At 62.1% G+C, this 22,191-nt stretch carries 21 protein-coding genes and 1 riboswitch; of the genes, 14 read left to right on the forward strand and 7 right to left on the reverse strand.

Annotated features, from left to right (window positions below):
• Positions 1-190: 190 nt before the first annotated feature.
• Positions 191-634, reverse strand: a complete 444-nt coding sequence (locus ASD00_RS09490; RefSeq protein WP_025427453.1) for a MarR family transcriptional regulator — start codon at positions 632-634, stop codon at positions 191-193.
• Positions 635-788: 154 nt separating this feature from the next.
• Between ASD00_RS09490 and ASD00_RS09495 the strand changes: the two genes are divergently transcribed.
• A complete protein-coding gene (locus tag ASD00_RS09495) occupies positions 789-1,553 on the forward strand; it encodes an alpha/beta hydrolase (protein WP_025427452.1) in 765 nt (254 codons plus the stop codon).
• A gap of 379 nt (positions 1,554-1,932) precedes the next feature.
• On the opposite strand, the gene ASD00_RS09500 is transcribed toward ASD00_RS09495, so the two are convergent.
• Entirely contained in the window at positions 1,933-2,205 is a 273-nt protein-coding gene (locus ASD00_RS09500) for a hypothetical protein (RefSeq protein ID WP_025427451.1), read from the reverse strand.
• 104 nt (positions 2,206-2,309) lie between these two features.
• Between ASD00_RS09500 and ASD00_RS09505 the strand changes: the two genes are divergently transcribed.
• Positions 2,310-4,085 (forward strand): SLC13 family permease, encoded by a 1,776-nt coding sequence (locus ASD00_RS09505; RefSeq protein WP_025427450.1) that lies wholly within the window; start codon positions 2,310-2,312, stop codon positions 4,083-4,085.
• A 56-nt stretch (positions 4,086-4,141) separates the two neighbouring features.
• Here the strand turns inward: ASD00_RS09505 and ASD00_RS09510 are convergent, their stop codons facing one another.
• Positions 4,142-5,143, reverse strand: coding sequence for an NADP-dependent oxidoreductase (locus ASD00_RS09510; RefSeq protein WP_025427449.1), 1,002 nt, complete (start codon positions 5,141-5,143; stop codon positions 4,142-4,144).
• Positions 5,144-5,201: 58 nt separating this feature from the next.
• Positions 5,202-6,017 (reverse strand): oxidoreductase, encoded by an 816-nt coding sequence (locus tag ASD00_RS09515; protein ID WP_025427448.1) that lies wholly within the window; start codon positions 6,015-6,017, stop codon positions 5,202-5,204.
• An 89-nt stretch (positions 6,018-6,106) separates the two neighbouring features.
• On the opposite strand from ASD00_RS09515, the gene ASD00_RS09520 reads away from it, so the two are divergent.
• A complete protein-coding gene (locus ASD00_RS09520; RefSeq protein ID WP_025427447.1) occupies positions 6,107-6,538 on the forward strand; it encodes a helix-turn-helix domain-containing protein in 432 nt (143 codons plus the stop codon).
• A 332-nt stretch (positions 6,539-6,870) separates the two neighbouring features.
• Here the strand turns inward: ASD00_RS09520 and ASD00_RS09525 are convergent, their stop codons facing one another.
• Positions 6,871-7,164: a DUF1330 domain-containing protein gene (locus tag ASD00_RS09525; protein ID WP_025427446.1), complete on the reverse strand. Its 294-nt coding sequence runs from the start codon at positions 7,162-7,164 to the stop codon at positions 6,871-6,873.
• Positions 7,165-7,351: 187 nt separating this feature from the next.
• Positions 7,352-7,568, forward strand: a riboswitch (cobalamin riboswitch).
• A 107-nt stretch (positions 7,569-7,675) separates the two neighbouring features.
• Between ASD00_RS09525 and ASD00_RS09530 the strand changes: the two genes are divergently transcribed.
• The 9 genes from ASD00_RS09530 (at position 7,676) to ASD00_RS09570 (ending at position 17,782) form a co-directional block, all read left to right on the forward strand.
• Positions 7,676-8,089, forward strand: coding sequence for a DUF1636 domain-containing protein (locus tag ASD00_RS09530; RefSeq protein WP_025427445.1), 414 nt, complete (start codon positions 7,676-7,678; stop codon positions 8,087-8,089).
• Between the two features lie 22 nt (positions 8,090-8,111).
• The gene (locus tag ASD00_RS09535) at positions 8,112-8,918 is read left to right on the forward strand and encodes an ABC transporter ATP-binding protein (RefSeq protein ID WP_025427444.1); all 807 of its coding nucleotides are present in this window, start codon (positions 8,112-8,114) and stop codon (positions 8,916-8,918) included.
• Positions 8,915-9,868, forward strand: coding sequence for an ABC transporter substrate-binding protein (locus ASD00_RS09540; RefSeq protein WP_025427443.1), 954 nt, complete (start codon positions 8,915-8,917; stop codon positions 9,866-9,868). The genes ASD00_RS09535 and ASD00_RS09540 overlap by 4 nt, the downstream gene beginning before the upstream one ends.
• A 75-nt stretch (positions 9,869-9,943) precedes the next feature.
• Positions 9,944-10,948 carry an iron ABC transporter permease gene (locus ASD00_RS09545; protein WP_239637572.1) on the forward strand — a complete coding sequence of 335 codons (1,005 nt, stop codon included), beginning with the start codon at positions 9,944-9,946 and terminating at the stop codon, positions 10,946-10,948.
• 76 nt (positions 10,949-11,024) lie between these two features.
• Positions 11,025-11,585: a DUF924 family protein gene (locus ASD00_RS09550; protein ID WP_025427441.1), complete on the forward strand. Its 561-nt coding sequence runs from the start codon at positions 11,025-11,027 to the stop codon at positions 11,583-11,585.
• 131 nt (positions 11,586-11,716) lie between these two features.
• A complete protein-coding gene (locus ASD00_RS09555; RefSeq protein ID WP_063963245.1) occupies positions 11,717-14,473 on the forward strand; it encodes a mechanosensitive ion channel domain-containing protein in 2,757 nt (918 codons plus the stop codon).
• Positions 14,474-14,641: 168 nt separating this feature from the next.
• Complete coding sequence (locus tag ASD00_RS09560) at positions 14,642-14,905, forward strand: hypothetical protein (protein ID WP_025427439.1); 264 nt, start codon at positions 14,642-14,644, stop codon at positions 14,903-14,905.
• A gap of 467 nt (positions 14,906-15,372) precedes the next feature.
• On the forward strand, positions 15,373-16,992 hold the full coding sequence (locus ASD00_RS09565; RefSeq protein WP_057206247.1) for a caspase domain-containing protein: 1,620 nt from the start codon (positions 15,373-15,375) through the stop codon (positions 16,990-16,992).
• Positions 16,993-17,077: 85 nt separating this feature from the next.
• Complete coding sequence (locus ASD00_RS09570) at positions 17,078-17,782, forward strand: peroxiredoxin-like family protein (RefSeq protein ID WP_025427437.1); 705 nt, start codon at positions 17,078-17,080, stop codon at positions 17,780-17,782.
• A 48-nt stretch (positions 17,783-17,830) separates the two neighbouring features.
• Here the strand turns inward: ASD00_RS09570 and ASD00_RS09575 are convergent, their stop codons facing one another.
• Positions 17,831-18,583, reverse strand: coding sequence for a hypothetical protein (locus ASD00_RS09575; protein ID WP_057206249.1), 753 nt, complete (start codon positions 18,581-18,583; stop codon positions 17,831-17,833).
• A gap of 285 nt (positions 18,584-18,868) precedes the next feature.
• Between ASD00_RS09575 and ASD00_RS09580 the strand changes: the two genes are divergently transcribed.
• Entirely contained in the window at positions 18,869-19,630 is a 762-nt protein-coding gene (locus ASD00_RS09580; RefSeq protein WP_025427435.1) for an MBL fold metallo-hydrolase, read from the forward strand.
• Between the two features lie 180 nt (positions 19,631-19,810).
• Entirely contained in the window at positions 19,811-21,214 is a 1,404-nt protein-coding gene (locus ASD00_RS09585; protein WP_025427434.1) for a DUF1254 domain-containing protein, read from the forward strand.
• Between the two features lie 148 nt (positions 21,215-21,362).
• On the opposite strand, the gene ASD00_RS09590 is transcribed toward ASD00_RS09585, so the two are convergent.
• Entirely contained in the window at positions 21,363-22,061 is a 699-nt protein-coding gene (locus ASD00_RS09590; RefSeq protein ID WP_025427433.1) for a thioredoxin family protein, read from the reverse strand.
• Positions 22,062-22,191: the final 130 nt, after the last annotated feature.

A 22,191-nucleotide genomic window follows, 5' to 3' on the forward strand; every position in this document is an offset into this window, starting at 1 on the left:
CTTCCAGGGCGTTACGACTTACTTTGGCGCCTGCGGGCGATAATCCAGCACCTTTCTCTAAAGTGTAGCGCTTCAACGGAAATTTCCAAGTTTCCGTGCGGCGATTGCCGATGGCGACAGGACCCTCGGTGGCCGCGTGTCTCATTAGACGCGCAAAGCTCGCTGTAGCACTTTGAATTGCTGCATGTTTCTACGCTTCTTCGCGGGTGAGGCCGTCGCGCAGCATCTGGACCTTTTCGTTGAGATCGATCATCTCGGGCACGGTAAATCCGGAACGACGCAGCAGCGTGTCGGTGAGGCATGCGGTCTTGGGGTGAAGCTCCTTGCCCTTCTCTGTCAGGAAAACCTCGACCAGCCGTTCGTCGACGGTGCTTCTGCGTCTTGAAAGGAAACCGGCCGCCTCGAGCCGCTTGACTGCCGGGGTGATGGTGCTCGGTTCCAGGCCGAGCCGATCGGCAATCGCCGATATGCTCAAGCCGTCCTGTTCCCACAGTGTACTGACGGCCAGATACTGCGTGTAGGTGACGCCGAGCGCGTCCAGCATCGGCTTGTAGGCGCGATTGATGGCGATCGCTGCCGAGTAGATCGAGAAGCAGAGCTGGCTGTCGAGCGGAAGCGGTGCGGGTTCGGTCATGGTCGTCTCCAATATTTAAGTCCGTGGCTTTTCATGAGCTTAGCACGAAAACCATTATTGCGATAATAAAATGCTGGACAGGTGATCGCGTAAGGCATATCTAATGATTACCGCGATAACAACTATCGCGCTAACAAATTAAGGAGTTGCGCAAATGTTGAAGACATCTCTGCTTGCCGCCGCCGCCTCGCTCACCCTGGCCGCCACCGGCACCACCGCGTTTGCCGCTGATGCAGGCGCAAAGAACGTCGTTCTCGTCCATGGCGGTTTCGTCGATGGCGCCGGCTGGAAGGGTGTCTACGACATCCTGAAGAAGGACGGCTACACCGTCAGCATCGTCCAGAACCCGACGACCTCGCTTGCCGCCGACGTCGCTGCCACAAGGCAGGCGATCGACAAGGCTGATGGATCGGTGGTGCTGGTCGGGCATTCCTATGGCGGCGTCGTCATCAGCGAAGCCGGCACCCATGAGAAGGTGCAGTCGGTCGTCTACATCGCCGCGTTCGCCCCGGATAAGGGCGAGTCGGTCTCGTCCTTGATTGCCAACCCGCCGGCCGGCGCGCCGGTGCCGCCAATCCTGCCGCCGGTCGATGGCTTCCTGTTCCTCGACAAGGCAAAGTTCGCCGCATCGTTTGCTGCTGACGTCGATGCCGAGACGGCCGCCTTCATGGCAGACTCCCAGGTTCCGTGGGGCGTCGAAGCGCTGGCCGGCGCCGTCACCGAGCCTGCTTGGAAGACCAAGCCGAGCTACTATCTGGTTGCGGGTGAAGATCGCATGATCCCGCCGGCTGCCCAGCAGATGATGGCCAAACGCGCCGGCTCAACCGTCGTCGAAGTGCCCGGCAGCCACGCCGTCTATGTCTCCAATCCGAAGGCGGTCGCCGATCTCATCGAGAAGGCGGCGGAAACCGCCAACTGATCGTCGGCGACGAACGACACAGCAACAATCGACCAACACAGGGCCGGGAGAGGGATCTCCCGGCTCTAAAGCGCGTCGCGATCTCCAGGATTCGCTTGCTGCCCTTTAAGCTCTTGTTTTTGCGCATGTCGTCATCACAAAGCCGCTGCGCACTTTTGCACGACATGCTCTAGATTGCCGACATACCCCAGAGAATCCTGTCTAACGGGAGGCTCACCCAGTTCTCCCTCATTCCGGCCCTGTGCCGGAATCCAGCGAGCTGACGTCTGTCAGGTCGAAAGACCTTTCAGCCCAAGGACTTGGGCTGACTGGATTCCTGTGACGGGCACAGGAATGAGGGTGCTTTGAGCGCCGTGAAGGCGCCCGAATGTCGAACAGGTCATATGGATGACTTTGTCATCAGTCTGAGGGGCGGGAGAGGGATCTCCCGGCCGTGTTTGCTGGGCAGGACCTTCCGTCTTCCGAACGGCCCGGCGGCAACATGCAGCTTGCCCACAGCTTCGCCGTTGATGGCCACGCTGGCCCATTGGTACAAGCCTTCCACCGTCAGCTGTGGGAAGAGGGCAGGTTGCGAGTTCGCCGCGCCAACCCGATGCGTTTCGCGCTCATACCCAGATTTGTCGCTGCGGCGAATTCCGATTTGGCGAAACATGCGGTAGTCCTTGGGTGAACTTCCCGTCGGATTGTGCGTCAGGCCCCAAGCGCCTGTCGCGCGCTCTGCTGTCGCCCAGTCCTTCTGCCGAACCCAGGTATTGCATGACCGCCGAACAGTCCCTCGCGTTTATAGTCATCGGCGCCATGATGGCATTCTTCATCTGGGGGCGGTTTCGATATGACGTGATTGCCTGTTCCGCCCTGATGCTTTCGGTCGCCGTTGGCATCGTGCCTTTCGATCACGCCTTTGATGGTTTCAGCGACGATATCGTCATCATCGTCGGTAGCGCCCTTATCGTCAGCGCCGGGGTGGCGCGCTCCGGTGTCGTGGATGCGGCGATCCAGCGGTTTCTGCCGAACATTTCCTCGGTCCGGGCGCAGCTTGCGCTGCTGGTCATCACGGTCACGGTGCTTTCCGCCTTCATCAAGAATATCGGCGCGCTGGCGATCATGATCCCGGTGGCGTTCCAGTTTGCCCGCCGTTCCGGCGTCCAGCCCTCGGTGTTCCTGATGCCGATGGCCTTCGGCTCGCTGATCGGCGGGCTGATGACCCAGGTCGGAACCTCGCCCAATATCGTCGTTTCGCGCGTGCGCCAGGAGTTGACGGGCGAGAGCTTCACCATGTTCGATTTCACCCCCGTCGGCGCCACGCTTGCTGCCGTCGGTGTCGTCTTCCTGCTGTTTGCCTACAAGCTGGTGCCGCAGCGCACGAGCCAGCATGTCTCGGTGCAGGCGGCGATCGAGATCACAGACTATACCTCGGAGGCGGTGGTTGCCGCCGGTACGCCCATGATCGGCAAGTCGCTGAGCCAACTCGTCAAGATTGCCGACGGCGGTGCCGTCGTCACCGCGATGTTCCGGCGCGGCCTGCATGTGGCGCCATTGCCTGACGTCAAGCTCGAGGCCGACGATATCCTGCTGCTCGAAGGCGGGCCGGATGCGCTCGATCGTATCGTCTCGCAGGCCAAGCTGAAGATCTCCGGCGACCGTTCGCCGTCATCCAGCGAAAAGACCGGCGCGGAGATCGAGGCGGTCGAGGCTGTGATCGGCGGCGGCTCGCCGCTCGAAGGCATGACCGCGCAGCGCCTGGCGCTGTTCAGCAACCACAACATCAACCTGCTTGCCGTCAGCCGGCAGGGCGAGCGGCTGAAGCAGCGGCTCGGCAACATTCGCTTAAGGGCCGGCGATATCGTCGTGCTGCAGGGCGCGCGCCGTGAACTGCCGTCGTTCCTGCAGGACTTCGGCTGCCTGCCGCTGGCGCAGCGCGAGATCCTGCTTGGCACCATCCGCAAGGCGACGCTGCCGCTCCTCGTTCTTGCCGCCGCCATGGGCTCGACGGCCGTCGGCCTCGTGCCGATCCCGATCGCCTTCTTCGCCGCGGCCCTTGCCATGGTGATCTTCCGCATCATTCCGCTGCGCGACGTCTACCGGTCGGTCGACGGGCCGATTTTGGTGATGCTGGCAGCGCTGATCCCGGTCAGCGATTCGCTGCGCACGACAGGGGGCACCGACGTGATCGCCAGCTGGCTCGGCACGATTGCCGCGGGCCTGCCGCCGGCCGGGGCGCTGACGCTGATCCTGCTCGCCGCCATGGCAGTGACGCCGTTCCTCAACAATGCCGCGACCGTCCTGGTCATGGCGCCGATCGCCGCCAGTTTCGCGACCACGCTTGGCTACCGCCCCGAAGCCTTCCTGATGGCGGTTGCCATTGGCGCAGGCTGCGATTTCCTGACCCCGATCGGCCACCAGTGCAACACGCTGGTCATGGGCCCGGGCGGCTACAAGTTCAGCGACTATCCGCGCCTCGGCCTGCCGCTTTCGGTGGTGATTGTCATCGTCAGTGTGCCGGCGCTGATCGCCGTCTGGCCGCTGCGCTAATCGCCTTCCTAAAGGTAGTTGCTTCCTCTAACGGCAATCGGACCGGACCCCAGACGTCACTTCACAGCGACGACGACTTTCCCCTTGGCACGCCCCGTTTCGACATAGTCCAGCGCCTCGTTGGTCCTCTCGAACGGGAAGACCCGATCCACTACCGGTCGTATGGCACCTGTGTCGATCAGGGAGGTGATCTGACCAAGCTGCCCACCGTTGGCCGTCATGAAGTGGAAGGAGTAGCTGATCCTTCGGCGCTTCGATTTTCTCCTGATGCCGAAACTCAGCAGGCGCATGACCTGTTGAAGCAGCCAGCCAGAACCGTTCTGCCGCGCGAAGTCCGGATCGGGCGGACCGGAAATCGAAATCAGCTTCCCGCCCGGCTTCAGAACAGCAAGGGATTTCTCCAGCGTTTCCCTCCCTAGGCTGTTCAGCACGACGTCATAGCCCTGCAGCACTTTCTCGAAGTCATCCTTCTTGTAGTCGACGACGACGTCTGCGCCGAGACTTTTCACAAGAGCGATATTTGGTGTGCTCGTGGTCGTCGCCACATATGCCCCAAGATGCTTGGCAAGCTGGATCGCGATCGCGCCCACACCACCGGAGCCGGCATGGATCAGGACCTTCTGTCCCTTTTGCAAGTTGGCCCGCTCGACAAGCACCTGCCATGCTGTCAGGGCAACAAGCGGAATGGATGCGGCCTCGTTCATACTCAGATTGTTCGGCTTCATCGCTACATCGGCCTCGTCCATGGCGATGTACTCTGCAAATGTCCCGATGCGATCCTGGGCCGGGCGTGCATAGACCTCGTCACCAGGCTTAAATCGCCGGACATTGGCCCCGACCCTGACCACCACGCCCGCTACATCGTTGCCCAGCACCAGTGGAAGGCGGTAGGGAAGGATGACCTTGAACTCTCCGTCCCTGATCTTATTGTCCAAGGGGTTCACGCCGGCGGCATGAATCTCAACCATGACATCGTTCTCACGCAACTCCGGCTGTGGGCCTTCGCCGAGCCGGAGAGCGCCGCCTTTCAGATAGCGATCGATCAGGAATGATTTCATCAGACTAACTTTCGTTTCTATGGTGAGCCGGCAGCGCCAGCAGTGCGGCGGCGACAGCTCAATCGGGAAGTCTGCTGAACTTCCGAAGGTTCTTGTCGACGATGGACTCGGGCAGGAAGCGACGCATGAAACGGACTTGTCCTGCAGCTTTTCCGGCGGTGTAGCGTCGTTTGGGCGATGCCGCATTGGCGGCCCTTACGACGGCTTCGGCGACCACCTCGGGTGCATCGCCCTTCGCGACGATGTCGCGCATCAGCCTCTCCGCGTCGGCGCGAACCGTGTCGTAAACGGCAAGCGGGCGGTCCGGTCGCGTGATGTTCTCTTCGAAGGATGTGCGGGTTACGCCGGGCTCGACAAGCACGATGCGGATGCCTTGCGTTCGCACTTCGTGGTCAAGAGACTCCGAATAGCCTTCGATGGCATGTTTGGTCGATGCGTAGAGCGCATTGTAGGGGGCGGGGATCAGCCCGAGTATGGAGCTGAGGTTGACGATCCGTCCTCGATGCTGCCGTCTCATCGTGGGCAGCACCGCATTTGTCATGCGTATGATGCCGAACACGTTTACGTCGAAGACGGCTTTCGCCTGTTTCGTCGTGGATTCCTCAGCGCCGCCGAGCAGTCCGATCCCGGCATTGTTGACAAGAAGATCAATCCGTCCTGCGCGACTTAGAACCTCGTCGACGGTTGTCTGCACCGATGCGTCATCGGTTACATCGCAGATCAGCATCGTGATCCCGTCCGGGGTATCGGGCATCGGCTTTCGGCTGGTACCGAAGACACGGTAGCCATCGTGCCGCAGCGCTCGTGCTGTCACCAACCCAATGCCTGAGGAAGCGCCCGTGACCAGGGCAATGCCGCGTTCTGTCTTGCTCATCGGCTTGTGCTTTCATTTTATCATGGAATATCGCTGAACATTCAGTTACTATTAAATTAGTAGTTAGTCACTATCAAAAAGATACTAACATGAAAAATCTGTCGAGCCAGCCATGCCTGATCGCCAGGAGCCTTGCGCTTGTGGGGGATGCCTGGAGCATGCTGATCATGCGAGATGCCCATGCGGGCCTGACCCGCTTCGATGATTTCCGCAAAAGTCTTGGTATCGCGCCGACGATGCTGACGGGGCGGCTTTCAGCGCTGACGGAGGAGGGGCTGCTGGAGAAACGCCGCTATTCCGATCGTCCGCCACGAGACGAATATGTCCTGACCGAAGCTGGCCAAGACTTCCTGCCGGTTCTGTTTGCCATCGGCGCGTGGGGACGCAAGCATCGCGGCGGGGGCGAGGTAACCCGGTTCTTCGACGCCGAGACCGGAACGGAGATCGATCCCGTCACCATCGACCGGGCGACCGGCGCTCCAGTCGGGACACGTCCCATTCGTATCGCCGCACCGGAATGAGGCACCCCAGGCAGATGAAGTATCGCCTGACAACGCCTCTTGAAATCGCTTCCAGCACAGAGTTGCCGGTCCGTTGGTCGAGCAATGTCTTATGACCGTCGCCGGCAAACGCTGATGCCAGATTAATAGGTCCGGTTGACAGTCGCGATCGATCGTCCTGATGGCGTGAGAAGTGCTCTGCCAATGTGCGTCGCAGGCATCATTCGTTAGCTTGTGTTGTATTATGATATTACATAACAGATGAATATGAAAATATGCCGCATGTTGATATGCCAATGCCGCACCTTTGCGGTAAACGTCGGAAGCTGCTGGAACAATGACGGCCCGACTGCTTAGGTGGCAACGCCTTCCAGCGTCATGATCCGCGTCTTGGCGCAGCGCTCTCGGATCGCCTTGAGGCGTTGATACGCCGGCGAGTTGTACCACTCGAGCAAGGAGTGCATGTCCGGGAACTCGACAATGACGAGCCGGTGCGGCTCCCAGTCTCCCTCGAGCACCCGGGTAGCGCCACCGCGCCCCAAATATCGGCCACCATAGCGCGCCTCCGTTGCCGGCACTTCCCGTATGTATTCTTCAAAGGCCGCGGCATCGGTGACCTCGACATCCGCAATCAGATAGGCGGCCATGGCAGATCTCCTTTTCCACACAGGCGCCATCGAAGGATACGCCCGTTGGTCGGTGCGGGCGAGTTGGTCAACATATTTTTGTGTTGAATAATGTTATGTTATCACATAACAAATGCGCATGAAAAAATGCGACATGTTGATAGGCCAAGGCCGTGCTGTCGCGGCGGTTGTCACCTCCGCCGAAGTGTGCGACGAAGGCTTTGATGGTGCTGCAACCGCGACAATGCGGAAGCGGCTGAAAAGGGAACACGGAGCGGACGACCCAAATGGGGCCGAAACCGTGGCTGCCCCCGCAACTGTGAGCGGAAAGCGCATTCACACCATGTCACTGGCGATCAGCCGGGAAGACGTGGATGCGCCGCGACCCGCGAGCCAGGAGACCTGCCATCGAACCGATCAACCACAACGGACGGGGTGTTCCGATGGAAAAGAACTGGTTTTTGCGCGACGGTCATCCGTCATCATGCCGCGTTGCCACATTCTCTCCGGACCAATCCGGAGGAGAAGAGACATGGCCAATCCGGTTTCCCGACAGCACACGATAACGGTCTGCACCGATTGCCGTTTCACCGGCGGCCCATGCCGTCCGGGAGCGGATCTGATCCAGCGGCTGAACCGCAGTATTGCCGCGCTCGGCGAGCCGCTCGACCGGGATTTCTCCATTACTGGGACGGTCTGCATGGCCGCGTGTACCAGGCCTTGCACCATCGCTTTCCAGGCAACCGGCAAGGCGACCTACCTCTTTGGCGATATCTCGCCCGAGGAGGATATCGATGATCTCGTCTCGTTCGCGACCACCTATGCCGGAAGGGGCGATGGCATGACGCGGGCGGCCGAGAGGCCGCGCGGGCTTAACGGCAAGACGCTGGCGCGCATCCCGGCAGCGATGCTGGTCTCCGAAGACATCGGCTGGCATTTCCAATGATGGCGCGGGGAGGGACGAGCCGATGAGCTGCACCGCGACAGGGGCCGGGCTTCGGGTCCACGCCCTGGATTGGGGACCGCGCCCGGACCTGCGGCTGGTCCGCGAGATCGACTTTGCCATTGCGCCCGGCAGCCGGCTTGCCATTCTCGGGCCGAACGGTGCCGGCAAGACCTCGCTGCTGCGCTGCCTCTATCGCTCGGCCCAGCCGATAGCGGGCGCAATCGAGGTCGATGGCGTCGACATCTGGGCGATGACGGCGCGCGAGGCGGCAAAGATCATTGCCGTCGTGCTGCAGGAAATGCCGAGCGACTTTCCCTTCAGCGTGCGCGACGTGGTGATGATGGGCCGCATCCCCCGGCGTGAGGGCATGAGCGGCTGGACCGCGAGGGACCGCGAGACGGTTGCGCACGCGCTCGAGCATCTCGATCTCACCCACCTTGCCGGGCGGCAATTCGCGACGCTTTCGGGCGGCGAGAAGCAGCGGGTGCTGATCGCCCGGGCGCTTGCCCAGCAGCCGCGCATCATCATTCTCGACGAGCCGACAAACCATCTCGATATCCGCCACCAGCTCGAAATCCTCGAGTTGTTGCAGACGCTGCAGCTGACGATCGTCACCACGCTGCACGACATCAACCTGGCAGCCGAGTTCGCGACCGATGTGGCGATCCTGACGGAGGGACGCATGACGGCCTTCGGCCCGCCCGAAGACGTGCTCAACCCACAAGCGCTTTCCGCCGCCTTCGGCGTCACCGCCACTGCCCACAACAATGCCGTTTCGAGCGGCGCACGCTTTTCCTTTTCACTTGCTCGACAGGAACTGATTTCATGAAGACCTTCATTGCCCATTCCGCCTTTGCCCTGCTGGTTCTGGCGGCAACGCCGGCGCTCGCCTATCCCGTGACCGTCAAGAGCTGCAACCGCGAGGTGACCTTCGATTCAGCACCGAAGCGCGCCGTTTCCAACGACGTCAACCTCACTGAAATGATGCTGGCTCTGAAATTGCAGGACCGCATGGTCGGCTATACCGGCGTATCCGGCTGGAAGACGCTGGACGAAAAGCTGCGCGAAGGCGTCAAGGCGCTGCCGGAGCTTTCGGAAAAATATCCGACCAAGGAAGTGCTGCTCAATGCCGACGCCGACTTCTACTTCGCCGGCTGGAACTACGGCATGAAGGTCGGGGGCGAGGTGACGCCGGAAACGCTCGAACCCTTCAAGATCAACGTCTATGAGCTGACCGAATCCTGCATTCACGTCATGGCCAAGGGCAAGCCTGTCATGGACGACATGTTCGTCGATATCCTCAATCTCGGCCGCATCTTCGGCGTCGAGGATCGGGCGCAGGCGCTGGTCGACGGTTATCGCCGCGATCTCGACAAGATCACTGCAGACACCGGCGGCATCGAACGCCCGACCCGCGTCTTCGTCTATGATTCCGGCGAGGAGAAGCCGTTCACGTCAGGCCGGTTCGGTATCCCGACGGCAATGATCGAGGCGGCGGGCGGCGTCAACGTCATGGACGACATCGAGAAGAGCTGGACCGAGATTTCCTGGGAGCCGGTGATCGACAAGAACCCTGAGGTGGTGGTGATCGTCAACTATGGCGAGGTCACCGCCGAGCAGAAGATCGCCTTCATGAAGAGCAACCCCGCCTTCAAGAACATCGATGCCGTCAGGAATGACCGCTTCGTCGTGCTCGATTATGTCGAGGCGACACCGGGTCCACGCAACATCGATGCCATTGCGCGCCTTGCCAGGGCCTTTCACGGGCAGGCGATGTAACCGAGGCGGCCTGCGGGAGCATGCCGTTTCGCATGCTCCCGCCTTTCCATTCCAATAATTGACCAGGGACGGACTGTGAAAACCACGACCGCCATTCTCGCGGCGCTGCTGTTGCTGTGCCTGACGATCACTGCCGCCGTCTCATGGGGTTCAGCGCCCATCCCGGTCTCGACCGTCTGGTCGATCATCGCCTCGAAGCTGTCGCCCGGCAGCGTCGACGTCGTCTGGTCGGCGGGGCGCGAAAGCATTGTCTGGGACGTGCGCCTGCCGCGTGTCGTGCTTGCCGGGCTGGTTGGAGCCGGGCTGGCCTTGACCGGCGCCGTGCTGCAGGCGGTTACCCGCAATCCGCTTGCCGATCCGCATCTGCTCGGTGTGTCCTCCGGCGGCGCGCTCGGCGCGATCATCGCGCTACTGCACACCGGACTCATTCTCGGCCTTGCCACGGTGCCGCTGTTTGCCTTTGCCGGCGCGCTGGCTGCGACCGCACTTGTTGCGCTCGTGACAAGGGTGCTCGGCACCAATGCCGACCGGCTGGTGCTATCAGGCGTGGCCGTTGCCTTCACCTTGACGTCTGTCGGCAACCTGATGATTTTCCTCGGGGATCCAAGGGCGGTGCATACGGTGATTTTCTGGATGCTCGGCGGTCTCGGGCTCGCGCAATGGCCGCATCTTGTCTATCCCGCGGTGGTGCTGACAGCCTGCCTCGGCTACCTCGTGCTGAGGGCGCGCGAGATCAATGCGCTTGCCATGGGCGACGAGACGGCAACGACGCTCGGCATTCCCGTTCGCCGGTTCCGCCTCGTCCTCTTCGTCGTCACCGCACTTCTGACCGGGGTCATGGTCGCTTTTTCCGGCGCGATCGGCTTTGTCGGCCTGATGGTGCCGCATTTCGTGCGGCTGTTTGCCGGCAGCGACAATGTCCGGGTCATCCCGCTTTCGGCCTTCGTCGGGGCGCTGGTGCTGATCTGGGCGGACCTCTTTTCCCGCGTCGTCATGGCGCCCGAGGATATGCCGATCGGCGTCATCACCGGGCTTGTCGGCGGCATGGCTTTTATTGCCATTTTGAAGCGTCGCGCGTAAGCCAGCGGCATGGACACGGTGCGATTGCCGCCTATCTGATAGGTCGACCGTCCCCACGGCATGACATGAGGAGCGAATGACCCATCAAGCTGAGGCCTGCACCCCGGATGAAGTGCTGAAATTCTGGTTCGAGGAACTGTCGCTCGACCACTGGTTCAAGCCGTCGCGCGAGCTGGACGAACATTGCTTCCTGCGCTTCCAGGCGTCGCACCTCGCCCTTGCCAGGGAGATCGGCGACATCTGGCGGGCGACGCCGGAAAACCGGCTGGCGGCAATCGTGCTTCTCGATCAGTTGCCGCGCAACATGTATCGGGGGACGCCGCTTGCCTTTGCGACCGACGGCCTGGCGCTCCGGGAAGCCAAGCTCGCCGTCGGCGCCGGCGCCGACATGGCGGTCCGGCCGGAGTGGCGGGCGTTCTTCTACATGCCGTTCGAGCACTCGGAGAACCTGACGGATCAGACGATGGCGGTGAAGCTTTTCACCGAGCTCGGCGATCCCATGTATATCGATTATGCAATCCGGCACCGGGAGGTGATCGAGACCTATGGTCGCTTCCCGCACCGCAACGCCTTCGTCGGTCGGACGTCGACGGCGGCGGAACTGACCTATCTGGCGCAGCCGGGCGCAGGATTCTGACAGTTTTACGGGCTGTGAAGGCATGTTTTACCGTGTCTTTGCATCTTTCCGCCGTCTTTCGTATTCAAACCGCATTGTGACGGCTGCCGGGGCGATTCCGCATCCGGGCGAGGTCTGGGCTTCCGAGGGTTTTGAAATTGCATTTCGTGGCAAAGTTGTTCGCTGTTTCTGTCTGCCTGCTGTCGCTGGCCGGTGCCGGCACTGTCGTGGCGCAAAACGCCCAACCGGTGCAGACGACGACGCAACCCGGCGAGAAGCCCGCTCAAGCTCCGGCAGTGCCTGCCGAGGGCGGCGCGCAGCCTGCCCAGAACACACAACCGGCCGCCGACGGCAAGGCGCAGCCGGCAGCGAACGTGCAGCAGCCTGCAGCGGGTGCTGCCCAACCGGCGCAAAACGCCGCGACGCCAGCGCAGCCGACCGACGCAGCCGTTGCTGCCGAAGCCGGCCAGAGCCAGACGGCGGAGCAACTGGCTCACGCCGGCAAGGAACTGGCGCGGCTGAGGGACCTCATTGCCAAGGCCAGTGACGACGACATTGCGCTTGCCGAGCTCAAGGTGCAGGTCGATGCCGTCGCCAAGCAGATCATCTCGACCTCGATCGCCACGCGTCCGCGGCTGGACGAGATCAAGGCGCGGCTGACCGAACTCGGCGATCCACCGGGCGCGGGGCAGCCACCGGAAGCCGATATCGTCACGGCCGAGCGCAAGCGGCTGCTTGCCGAACGCGGCGAGATCAATGCGCTGACGGGGGAGGCCGAGGGCCTTTCGGTCCAGGCGACGAAACTGTCGAACGGCATCACGGCGACGCGACGCGCGCTGTTTTCCAACACGCTGTTGAAGAACACCGACGTTTCGGTCGAAATGTTCGACGAGGCGCTGTCGGCAACGGCCAATGAAACCAAGGTGCTGTCGCGCAGCACGATGAGCTGGCTGACCTTCGTCTGGAAATACAAGCGGATTCCCTTGCTGACCGCGATCTTCCTGTCGATCTGTGCCGCACTCGTCTTCCTCGTCGGCAGTAACAAGCTGTTTTCACCCTATATCCACCACGACAAGTCGGACGAGGAGCCGAGCTATTTCCGGCGTCTGTCGGTTGCCTTCTGGTCGACATTCATTCCGACCATTTCGACAGGCGCCTTTGCGCTGTCGAGCTTCTTCTTCCTGCACAGTTTCAACGTGCTGCGTTCGGATATCACGCCGATCATCGCGATTGCGCTTGCGGTCACGGTGGTCGGGTTCTTCGTGACCACGCTCGCCAATGCGGTGCTGTCGCCGTCGGACTCGCGCTGGCGCCTCGTGCGCGTGTCGGATCGCGGCGCCAAGGTGCTTTTGGTCACCATCTTCGCCATGGCGCTGGTCAACGGCCTTGACTACATGTTCGGCGGCGTCAGCGAAGCGCTCGGCTCGCCGGTCGTGCTGACGGTGGTGAAGAGCTTCACCGCCTCTGTCATCATCGGTCTGATCATCATTGCTTCGGCCTGGATCAAGCCGACGCTCAAGCACGATGAGCCTTTCGATGCGCCGGGTCGCCCGTGGCCGCGCCTGGTCTCCATCGTTCTGATCCTGACTGGCGCGTCGCTCATCATCGCCGCCGCTACCGGCTATGTCGGCCTGTCCCGCTTCATCGCCACGCAGATCATCATTACAGGCGCGATCCTGGTGATGATGTATATCGGCTTCCTCACCGGCAAGGCGGTCTCGCGCCAGGGGGCGTTCGCCGAAACGGCAGCCGGGCGCTATCTCGAGCGCCGCTTCAAACTTGAACAGGTCGGGCTCGATCAGGTGGGCCTGGTGGCAGGCCTCAGCATTTACGCGCTGGTGACCCTGTTCTTCATTCCGCTGATCCTGCTGCAATGGGGCTTCCAGGTCGCCGACATCGAATCCTGGACCTATCGCGCCATCACCGAGATCAAGATCGGCACCATCACCATCTCGCTCATGGGCATCATGGCGGGCATCCTGTTCTTCATTCTTGGTTACATCGTCACCCGCTGGGTGCAGCGCTGGATCGACGGCAACATCATGGCGCGCAGCCGGGTGGATGCGGGCGTCAGAAACTCTATCCGCACCGGCATCGGCTATATCGGCGTTGGGCTCGCGTGCCTGATCGGCCTTTCGGCTGCCGGTATCGACCTTTCCAATCTCGCGCTCGTCGCCGGTGCCCTCTCGCTCGGCGTCGGTTTCGGTCTGCAGAACATCGTTTCGAACTTCGTCTCGGGCCTCATTCTCCTGGTCGAGCGTCCGTTCAAGGTCGGCGACTGGATCGTCAGCGGCACGACGGAAGGCTTCGTCAAGCGCATCTCGGTGCGCGCCACCGAGATCGAGACCTTCCAGCACCAGTCGATCATGATGCCGAACTCGCTGCTGATCAACGCGTCGGTCGGCAACTGGACGCACCGCAACAAGCTCGGCCGTTCGGAAATCGCCGTCACCGTCACCTATGCCAGCGAGCCCCGGCGGATCATGGATCTCTTGGCCGAGATTGCCGCCGCCCATCCGATGGTGCTGAAGAACCCGTCGCCAAGCGTCGGCTTCACCTCCTTTGGCGATGACCGCATGACCTTCGAACTCCGGATCTACGTGGCCGATGTGTTGACCGGCGGCGGCGTGCGCAACGATCTGCGTGTGGCCATCTACGAGCGCTTCCGCGACGAGGGCATCGGTGCACCGTTCCCCTTGAAGATCGAGGACGTGCCGATCGAAGATCAGACCGGCATCGAGAGCCACGAGCCGGAAACCGTCGGCGAGCCAAAGGGCGCAACGTCGGCCGAGGCGAGGGCCACAGCCTCGAAAAAGGAAACCGCTTCCGCGGCGCCGCTTGACGAGGAAAATGAAGAGGAAGGCGGCAAGCGCCGCGCTTCCAGCCGCCGCTCAAACCCCAACCGCTGATAAACGGAGCGTTCAGCCGCTATTCAGCCTGCCCGCGATAAAAAGCATGCAATTCTTCTTTTGACGGTCTAGGCTGTCATGGGCTGAAGAGGTGGCCGGAGCCACCGTCGCTTATCCGACGGGGCGGACGGCTGTGCAAAAGGGCGGCGCCGCGGGCGTCGATGGGCGATGAAGACATTTGTGATTGCTTTGCTTTCCGGCGTGCTGGCGGCAGGGGCGGTTTCGGCCGCGACTGTCACGAACAAGGATGGCGAGACTGCTGTTCTGGTTGTCGTCGAGGGCGAAAGCCGCATGGAAGTGGCGATCAGCGCCGGCGCCACCGAGATGATCTGCCCCAGCGGCTGCTTCGTCACCACGCCGAGCGGCGACCGTATCGGCCTGCAGGGCGACGAGAATGTCGAGATCGTCAACGGTTCGGCGATCGTCAAGTAAGCGCAGCTCTTCAAACGGAATTCGAAACGGCGTCGGGATCACCCGGCGCCGTTTTCCGTTTCACGACATCGCGCCAGATGCATCGGTGCGCGACCTCGCCGGCAAAAGCGGCCTGCGCGCAGCCCTAAACCGAAGGGGTGAGGACGCGCTAATCCCATTTGGCAATTGAATGAAATGCGGCGATCGCCCGTTATTCCAGAGACGAAGCGTCCACAAGGTTTCGCGCAGACCGGGTGACGCAAGGGCGGGTCGGCGGCATTGACAGGGCCGGCAATGGATCGCACCCTTGCGACAACAGGCGCTGTGCGGCGGCGGGGCAGGCGAGTTAAGACAGCGCCGCGCGTCTTATCAGACGCGCAAAGGTCGCTGTAGCGCTTTGAATTGCTGCAGGTTTTATCCCTAAATCGACAACGATTTAAGGACACGTGCAGCGGGGGGCATGCATGGGCATGCCCGGGGGGTATGGCATGCATTGGCTTCGCATCGTCATCGCGGTCTTCCTGGTGCTGATATGTTCGCAGGCGCTTGCCGAAAGGCGGGTGGCGCTGGTCATCGGTAACTCGGCCTACCAATATGTGCCAGAGCTTCCCAACCCCGACAACGACGCAGGCGACATGGCCGCCAAGCTTGAAGCGCTGGGATTCGAGGTCGTCGTCGGTCGCGATCTTGATCTTGCCGGCGTGCGCAACACGATCCGCGACTTCGTCGGCAAGCTCGACGGTGCGGACCTCGCGCTGTTCTACTATGCCGGCCACGGCCTGCAGGTGAACGGCGAGAACTATATCGCTCCCATCGACGCCAAGCTTCTCTCCTATATCGACCTTGAATTCGAGGCGGTACCGATGAACCTGATCCTTTCGGCGATGGAGCGCGAGACGCGGGTCAATCTGGTGTTCCTCGATGCCTGCCGCGACAATCCGCTGGCAGTCAATCTTGCCCGCTCGATGGGCACGCGCTCCAGCTCGATCGGCCGGGGGCTGGCGAAGGTCGGTACCGGCATCGGCTCGCTGATCGCCTTTGCCACCCAGCCCGGCAACGTTGCGCTCGACGGCGCCGGGCGCAACTCACCGTTCACGGCGGCGCTGCTGCGCCACCTCGGCAAGCCCGGACGCGACATCACCCGTGAGCTGATCGACGTGCGCCGTGACGTGCTGGAGGCGACCGATGGCAAGCAGGTGCCCTGGGACAATTCCTCGCTGACCGGCGAGGTGGTGCTGAAGCCATCGACATCGACGGAGCCTGCGGCGTCGGCCGGCGGCGACAAGGGCGACAACGCCGCCGAGCTTGCCTATTGGGACACGATCAAGGGATCGAGCGACCGAGACCTGTTCGACGCCTATCTGCAGCAATATCCTGGTGGTGCCTTCGTCTCGCTGGCTCAGGCGAAAATCAGGATCATCGAGCGTGCGGCGGCCGACGTTGCGGCTGCGCAGCTGGAAGCCGAGGGGGCGAAACAGCAAGCACCGCCTGTCGGGGGGCTGCCCACCGCAACGGAGCAGGTGGCTGCATTGACCCAGCCGCTGGCCAACCAAACCCCGACGCTTGAAACCGCCTCGCCCGACCGGGAGCTGGTGCGCTCGATCCAGAAGGAGTTGAACCGCGTCGGCTGCCGCGCCGGCAGCGAAGACGGGCTCTGGGGTCTCGGAAGCCGCAGGGCGCTGGAGCAGTTCGCCAAACTGATCAAGGTCGAGCTTGCGGCCCTTGAGCCGTCTGATGGCGTGCTGGAACGATTGCGGACGCAGAAGGCGCGGATCTGCCCGCTCGTCTGCGCCCAGAACCAGCAGCTGAAGAGCGGCCGCTGCGTCGATATCAAGCGCGAGGCGAAGCTGCCGGAGCCGGCGAAGACGCGCAGCACCGACGAGACGCCGACCAGGAAAGCGCCATCGAACACCATTACGGCGCCTGACGACGCCAAGAAAAAGAGTTTTGCCAACTGCCCGGCCAGTGCCCAGCTCGCAGCCCGCCAGACCCTGGAGCGCGGCACGGGGCGCGGACGCACGATGAGATCCGCCATGCATTCCTGCGGCCGCACCTTCGTGTGCCACCGCGCCGCCCGCGGGCAGCCCTGGGACTGCAGCTGGCGGTGACAGGGCCGCGGCATGGCGACCGACCGGAACGGCGTCGCGGCCACACAACAGCGTGATCTTCGGACCCAGATGGAGGATAGTCAGCATGAGCCAAGCGATCCGCGCACTGCAACCGGGCGAGCCTGCTCCGGCCTTCTCGCTACCCGCCGCCAACGTCGGGGGCGTGGTTTCGCTCGCGGACCTGCGCGGACGCCCGTTTCTGATCGGGCTGTTTCGCGGCCTGCATTGCCCGTTCTGCCGGCGCCAGCTGCGGCAATTTTCCGCGCTCCAGCCCGCCTTGCGCGAGGCGGGCGTCGAGACACTGGCCGTGATCAACACGCCGCTCGAGCGGGCAAGGCTCTATCTCCAGTTTCAGCCGACGCCGGTGACGGTGTTGTGCGATCCGGAGTGCCGCACGCATCGTGACTTCGGCGTGCCGCGCGTGGTCTTCGCCCCGGCCGACGGTGAGGAAAAGAAGCAATGGCCCTTTCACGCCAGCTTCGAACAGTTTGCCGCAGCGCGCATCAATCCGAACGACGAGATGGCCGAGCCGGCACACCCGATGGAGGCCAATACCGTGCTCAACACCAAGGATGGCTTCGAGCTGAATGACGTCGACCGGTCCATCTTCGAGAACCATGGCACCCAGCTTGTCGGCCATTTCCTTGTCGATGGGTCAGGCCATATTGCCTGGGCCGAGGTCGAGGCACGCAACGGCCCCGAGGGCCTTGGAACCTTGCCGACCGCCGAGCAGATCATTGCCGCCGCAGGAGATGTGGCGGTTTCCTCCGCCAACCAGGGGCCGCGATGATGGATGCTGCCGTGGCGAAATCAACCGCGCTCCTGCATGCGTGATGTTTCAGTCGCGCCGAAGACCGAAGCTTGTTGTTGCGCCGCGCTGGGGCTGGCCTGTCTCGGCCGGTCCGCCCGTGTGTTTTCGGCTGGCGTAGATGAGATAGACCGAGGCAGCGATGAACAGCGACAGCGGCAGGCCGGGATAAAGGGTGAAACGGTGCAGGTAGACCTTGGCCCAGGTCAGCGCACCGTAGAGACCAAAGCCATGCAGGCCAAAGAAAAATGGCCACAGCATTATCGCAAGCCCGAGCAGGCCGTACGCCATCATGAGAACGAGCAGGGTGGACCAGACGCGATACGCGGCGGCGTGGCCCTCGTTCATCGGACCGCTTGGTGCGCGTGCAAGACTCAGCGTGATGATGGCAATGACCGCGCTCAGGAGCGAAGTGGGTAATTGCGGGCCGGCGAAGCCGAAAAAGAAAGCGACGCCCCAGTGCGCCCCGAAAATGAGCGCAAAGGGAAGATCGGACAGGGCAAGCAGGACGATGTAGATGCCGATCTTGCCCGGCATGCCGACTACCTTGCTCCGGGCGATCGAGATGCGTGCAAGCGACGCTGCGAAGGTCAGGTAGATGATCGGCTTCAAATAGACGCCAAGCACCACGGCGAAGGCGCCGGCAGCATCAGTTCTGGCGGCGCCGCTCATATGGACCAGGGCATACACGATAAACGGAAATGCCAGGGTGACGACGACGAAAAGGCCAAAACGCCATGCCCATGCCCGCGCGTAGGCTCCGCCGCTAATGACGTTTTCCACGATGTCTCTCCCGATTGCTCGTGCTTGTCGCCACGTTTGGCGATAGGTCGTTAAAGTTCTGCTCGGTAGAACAATGCAACTTTAGGGATTGTCTCCTTTGGCGGTGGTAATTGCGAACGCGGGCAGTTCCCGCGGTCGGCGCTCCCAGCCCCATCCGCGTCGTCGGGACCACGCCGCGTGTCCGGCTCGCCCGGCCGTGGTCGCATTTCGGGGCTTGATTTTGTCGCCGCAATCGTAACCATCCGGCGACCGTCAAACACCTGATGTCGCCAGAGGATGCGCCCCATGAAACTGCAGCTGATCCGCAACGCCACCTTGAAGCTCGACTATGCCGGCCGCACGGTGCTGATCGATCCCTATCTGGCGCCGAAACACAGCCTGCCGTCCTTTGCCAACCGGTCCGAGAACCCGATGGTCGAGCTGCCGGTGTCGATCGAGGCGATCCTTGATGGCGTGGAACTGGTCATCGTTTCGCACCTGCATTCCGACCATTTCGACGATGTGGCCAAGGAACGGCTGCCGAAGCATCTGCCGATCTTCTGTCAGCCTGGCGATGAAGGCGAGATCCGCGCCGCGGGCTTTACCGACGTGATCCCGCTTGTCGACCGCGCCAGCTGGCAGGGGCTGACGCTGACGCGGCGCGAAGGCAGCCACGGCCTTGGGGCCGTCGTCGAGCTGATGGGCTCGGTCATGGGCTTCACGCTTGAAGCTGCGGGCGAACCGTCGATCTACTGGGCCGGCGACACCGTGCTCTATCCGCCGGTGGCAAGCGTGATCGCCGAGACGAAGCCCGACATCATCGTCACCCATTCCTGCGGTGCCCGCTGGGACGGCGACCTCATCGTCATGGATGCGCAGGAAACCGTTGCCGTCTGCGAAACATCCGGCGATGCCGTGGTCGTCGCCACGCATATGGAGGCGCTCGACCACGCCACGATCACCCGGCATGACCTGCGCGAAGCTGCTGATAACAGCGGGATTTCGGCGATGAAGCTGCGAATCCCGGCCGATGGTGATGTCCTGGTTCTTGAAGGGGCTGCGACATAATTTCGAGCGCGGGCGCCATCGCGAGTCATGCTGGCCCTCAGCGGAAAGGCGGCTCTCGCATTCGCAGACGGCTGCCGCCGTCTAACTCCGCTCTCGCGTCTGCATTTACAGTAACGCACTTACGTCTGCGATCGATTCGGACAATGCTGTAGCTCCACGGCCAATTGGCAGGAGGGCAGCATGAGGCGGTTGTTTTTTGCGGCGATGGCTCTGGCGGCGATGTCGTCGGCCGCCGCAGCACTTTCACCCGATGAACTCGCACGGCGGACGATCGAGCGTCGTGCGGTGGAGGCAGTGATCTGGGGCATGCCAGCGGTCAATTATGATCTGATGCTCCAGGAAATGCTCACCAAGACCAAGGGCAAGGTCAACGAGATCGTCTACTGGTCCCGTCCGCTCGATTGGCAAAATCAGACGCTGACGCCCAACCCGGATGCGATCTATCTGATGACCTTCACCGATACCCGTGATGTCGGGCCGGTGGTCATCGAGGTGCCCCCTGCCGAGGGTGGATCGATCAACGGCAACATTGTCGATGTGTGGCAGATGCCCCTGGAGGATGCCGGTCCGTCCGGCGCCGACCAGGGCGAGGGCGGAAAGTACCTCGTTCTGCCGCCGGGCTATGTCGGGACGATCCCCGAAGGCTACATACCACTGAAGTCGAATACCTATGGCGGTTATGCGCTGTTGCGGTCCAACCTCGCCAGCCACGCCGACGCTGATATCGAAAAGTCCGTGGCCTACGCCAAGAGGCTGAAGGTCTATCCGCTGTCCCAGGCGGCATCTCCGCCGGAGACGGTGTTTACCGATGCCAGGGACGTGCTGTTCGACAGTACCATCCGCTACGATGTCAGCTTCTTCCAGTCGCTCGATCGCATTGTCCAGAGCGAACCATGGCTGGCGCGGGACCGGGCGATGATCGATCAGCTGCGGTCTCTCGGCATCGAGAAGGGAAAGCCGTTCAGGCCGGAAGCCACGACCACCGAGGCGCTCGCGGTAGGAATAGAGGAGGCCCGCGAATGGCTCGAGTTGAAATACGATGCCGGCTTGAAACCCTTCTATGACAAAGGACGCTGGAATTTCCCGGCCGACCCGGAGCTCGTCAAGGCGGCGCAGGCGTCGTACGATGAGCCGGATGCCTATCCCGTCGATATTCGCGGCGTCACCTACAGCTATGCCTATGTCGGCATCAAGCGCCTGGGGGCGGGGCAGTTCTACCTTATTGCCATCAAGGACAAGGACGGCCAGGCTTTCGAGGGGTCGAAGACCTACCGGCTGACGGTACCGGCCAATGTCCCGGTCGAGCAATACTGGTCGCTGACCGCCTACGATCGCCAGACCCACGCGCTGATCCGCAATATGCCGCACGCCAGCCGTTCCTCGCAGGTCGCCGAACTGCAGAAGAATGCCGACGGCTCGGTCGATATCTACCTTGGTCCGAAAGCTCCTGATGGAAAAGAGTCGAATTGGATCCCGACCGATTCGCAGCGCGACTTCGAACTTATGTTCCGCCTCTACGCGCCGACAAAGGCCTTGTTCGAAAAGACGTGGGTGCTGCCGGACGTCGAGCCGGTACGCGAATGATCCGGGATCGGTAACCGGGGCAGCCGTCATGTGGCTGCGCGTCGTGTGCCCCTTGCGGTGGAGAACTCGCGCGTCGCACCACACGCCGCGATAGGTGGCGACCGGCTGCACTGCGGCCGGTCACCTTGCCTCGGTATTGATCGTGGCCTCAGTACTGGTCGCAGCGGCGCACCCATTCCATCGGGTAATTCAAGCTGTCCTCGTCGCGGCCCTTGGGTACGAGGTCGAGGAAATGGTAGGCGCCGTTCAGCATCTCGACGCCGCGCGAGTAGCAGGAATAGGTGTGGAACAGCTCGTTCCTGTCGTCCCTGTAGAATACGCTGATGCCCACCTGTTCCGACACGGTGCTCGGCTGGATCTTGTAGTTGTAGTAGGCCTCGCCCTTGGCGAGCTGTTCGGGCGTCCGGGATGCCTGATAGTCGAAGTTGAAGTCGCTGCCGAAGGATGACACCCATGGGAAGCTCCAGCCCAGCCGCTTCCTGTAAGCCTCGATCTGGGTGAGCGGTGCGCGCGATACGGCGGTGAAGGTCACGTCGCGATGGTTGAGATGAACCGGGATGCCGTTGAAATTGTCGGCCCAGAACGAGCAGTGCTTGCAGCCTTCCTGCCAGTCGGGACCAAGCATGAAGTGGTAGACGATCAGCTGCGAGCGGCCGTCGAAGAGATCGGTGAGCGACAGGGCGCCGTTCGGCCCGTCGAACTGGTAGGATTTTTCCACGCGCTCCCAGGGCATTTCCATGCGGCGGCGCGTCAGCGCCTCCCGTTGACGGGAGAATTCCTTTTCGGCGGCAAGCAGGTCCAGGCGCGCCTTCAGCCACGCCTCGGGTGAAACGATTTCGTTCTGCATCGTGGTCTCCAATGAAAGAACACAAGGGGCGAAACGCCTTCGATTGGCGGCTTTTCCTTGGGTTCGGTTGGTTATTGATCGGCATTTTCGCCGATCGGCTAAATCTCTTCCTTCCGCGCGACAGGCATCT

It is taken from the genome of Ensifer sp. Root31 (genome assembly GCF_001424825.1).
GTDB classification, from domain to species: domain Bacteria; phylum Pseudomonadota; class Alphaproteobacteria; order Rhizobiales; family Rhizobiaceae; genus Ensifer; species Ensifer canadensis.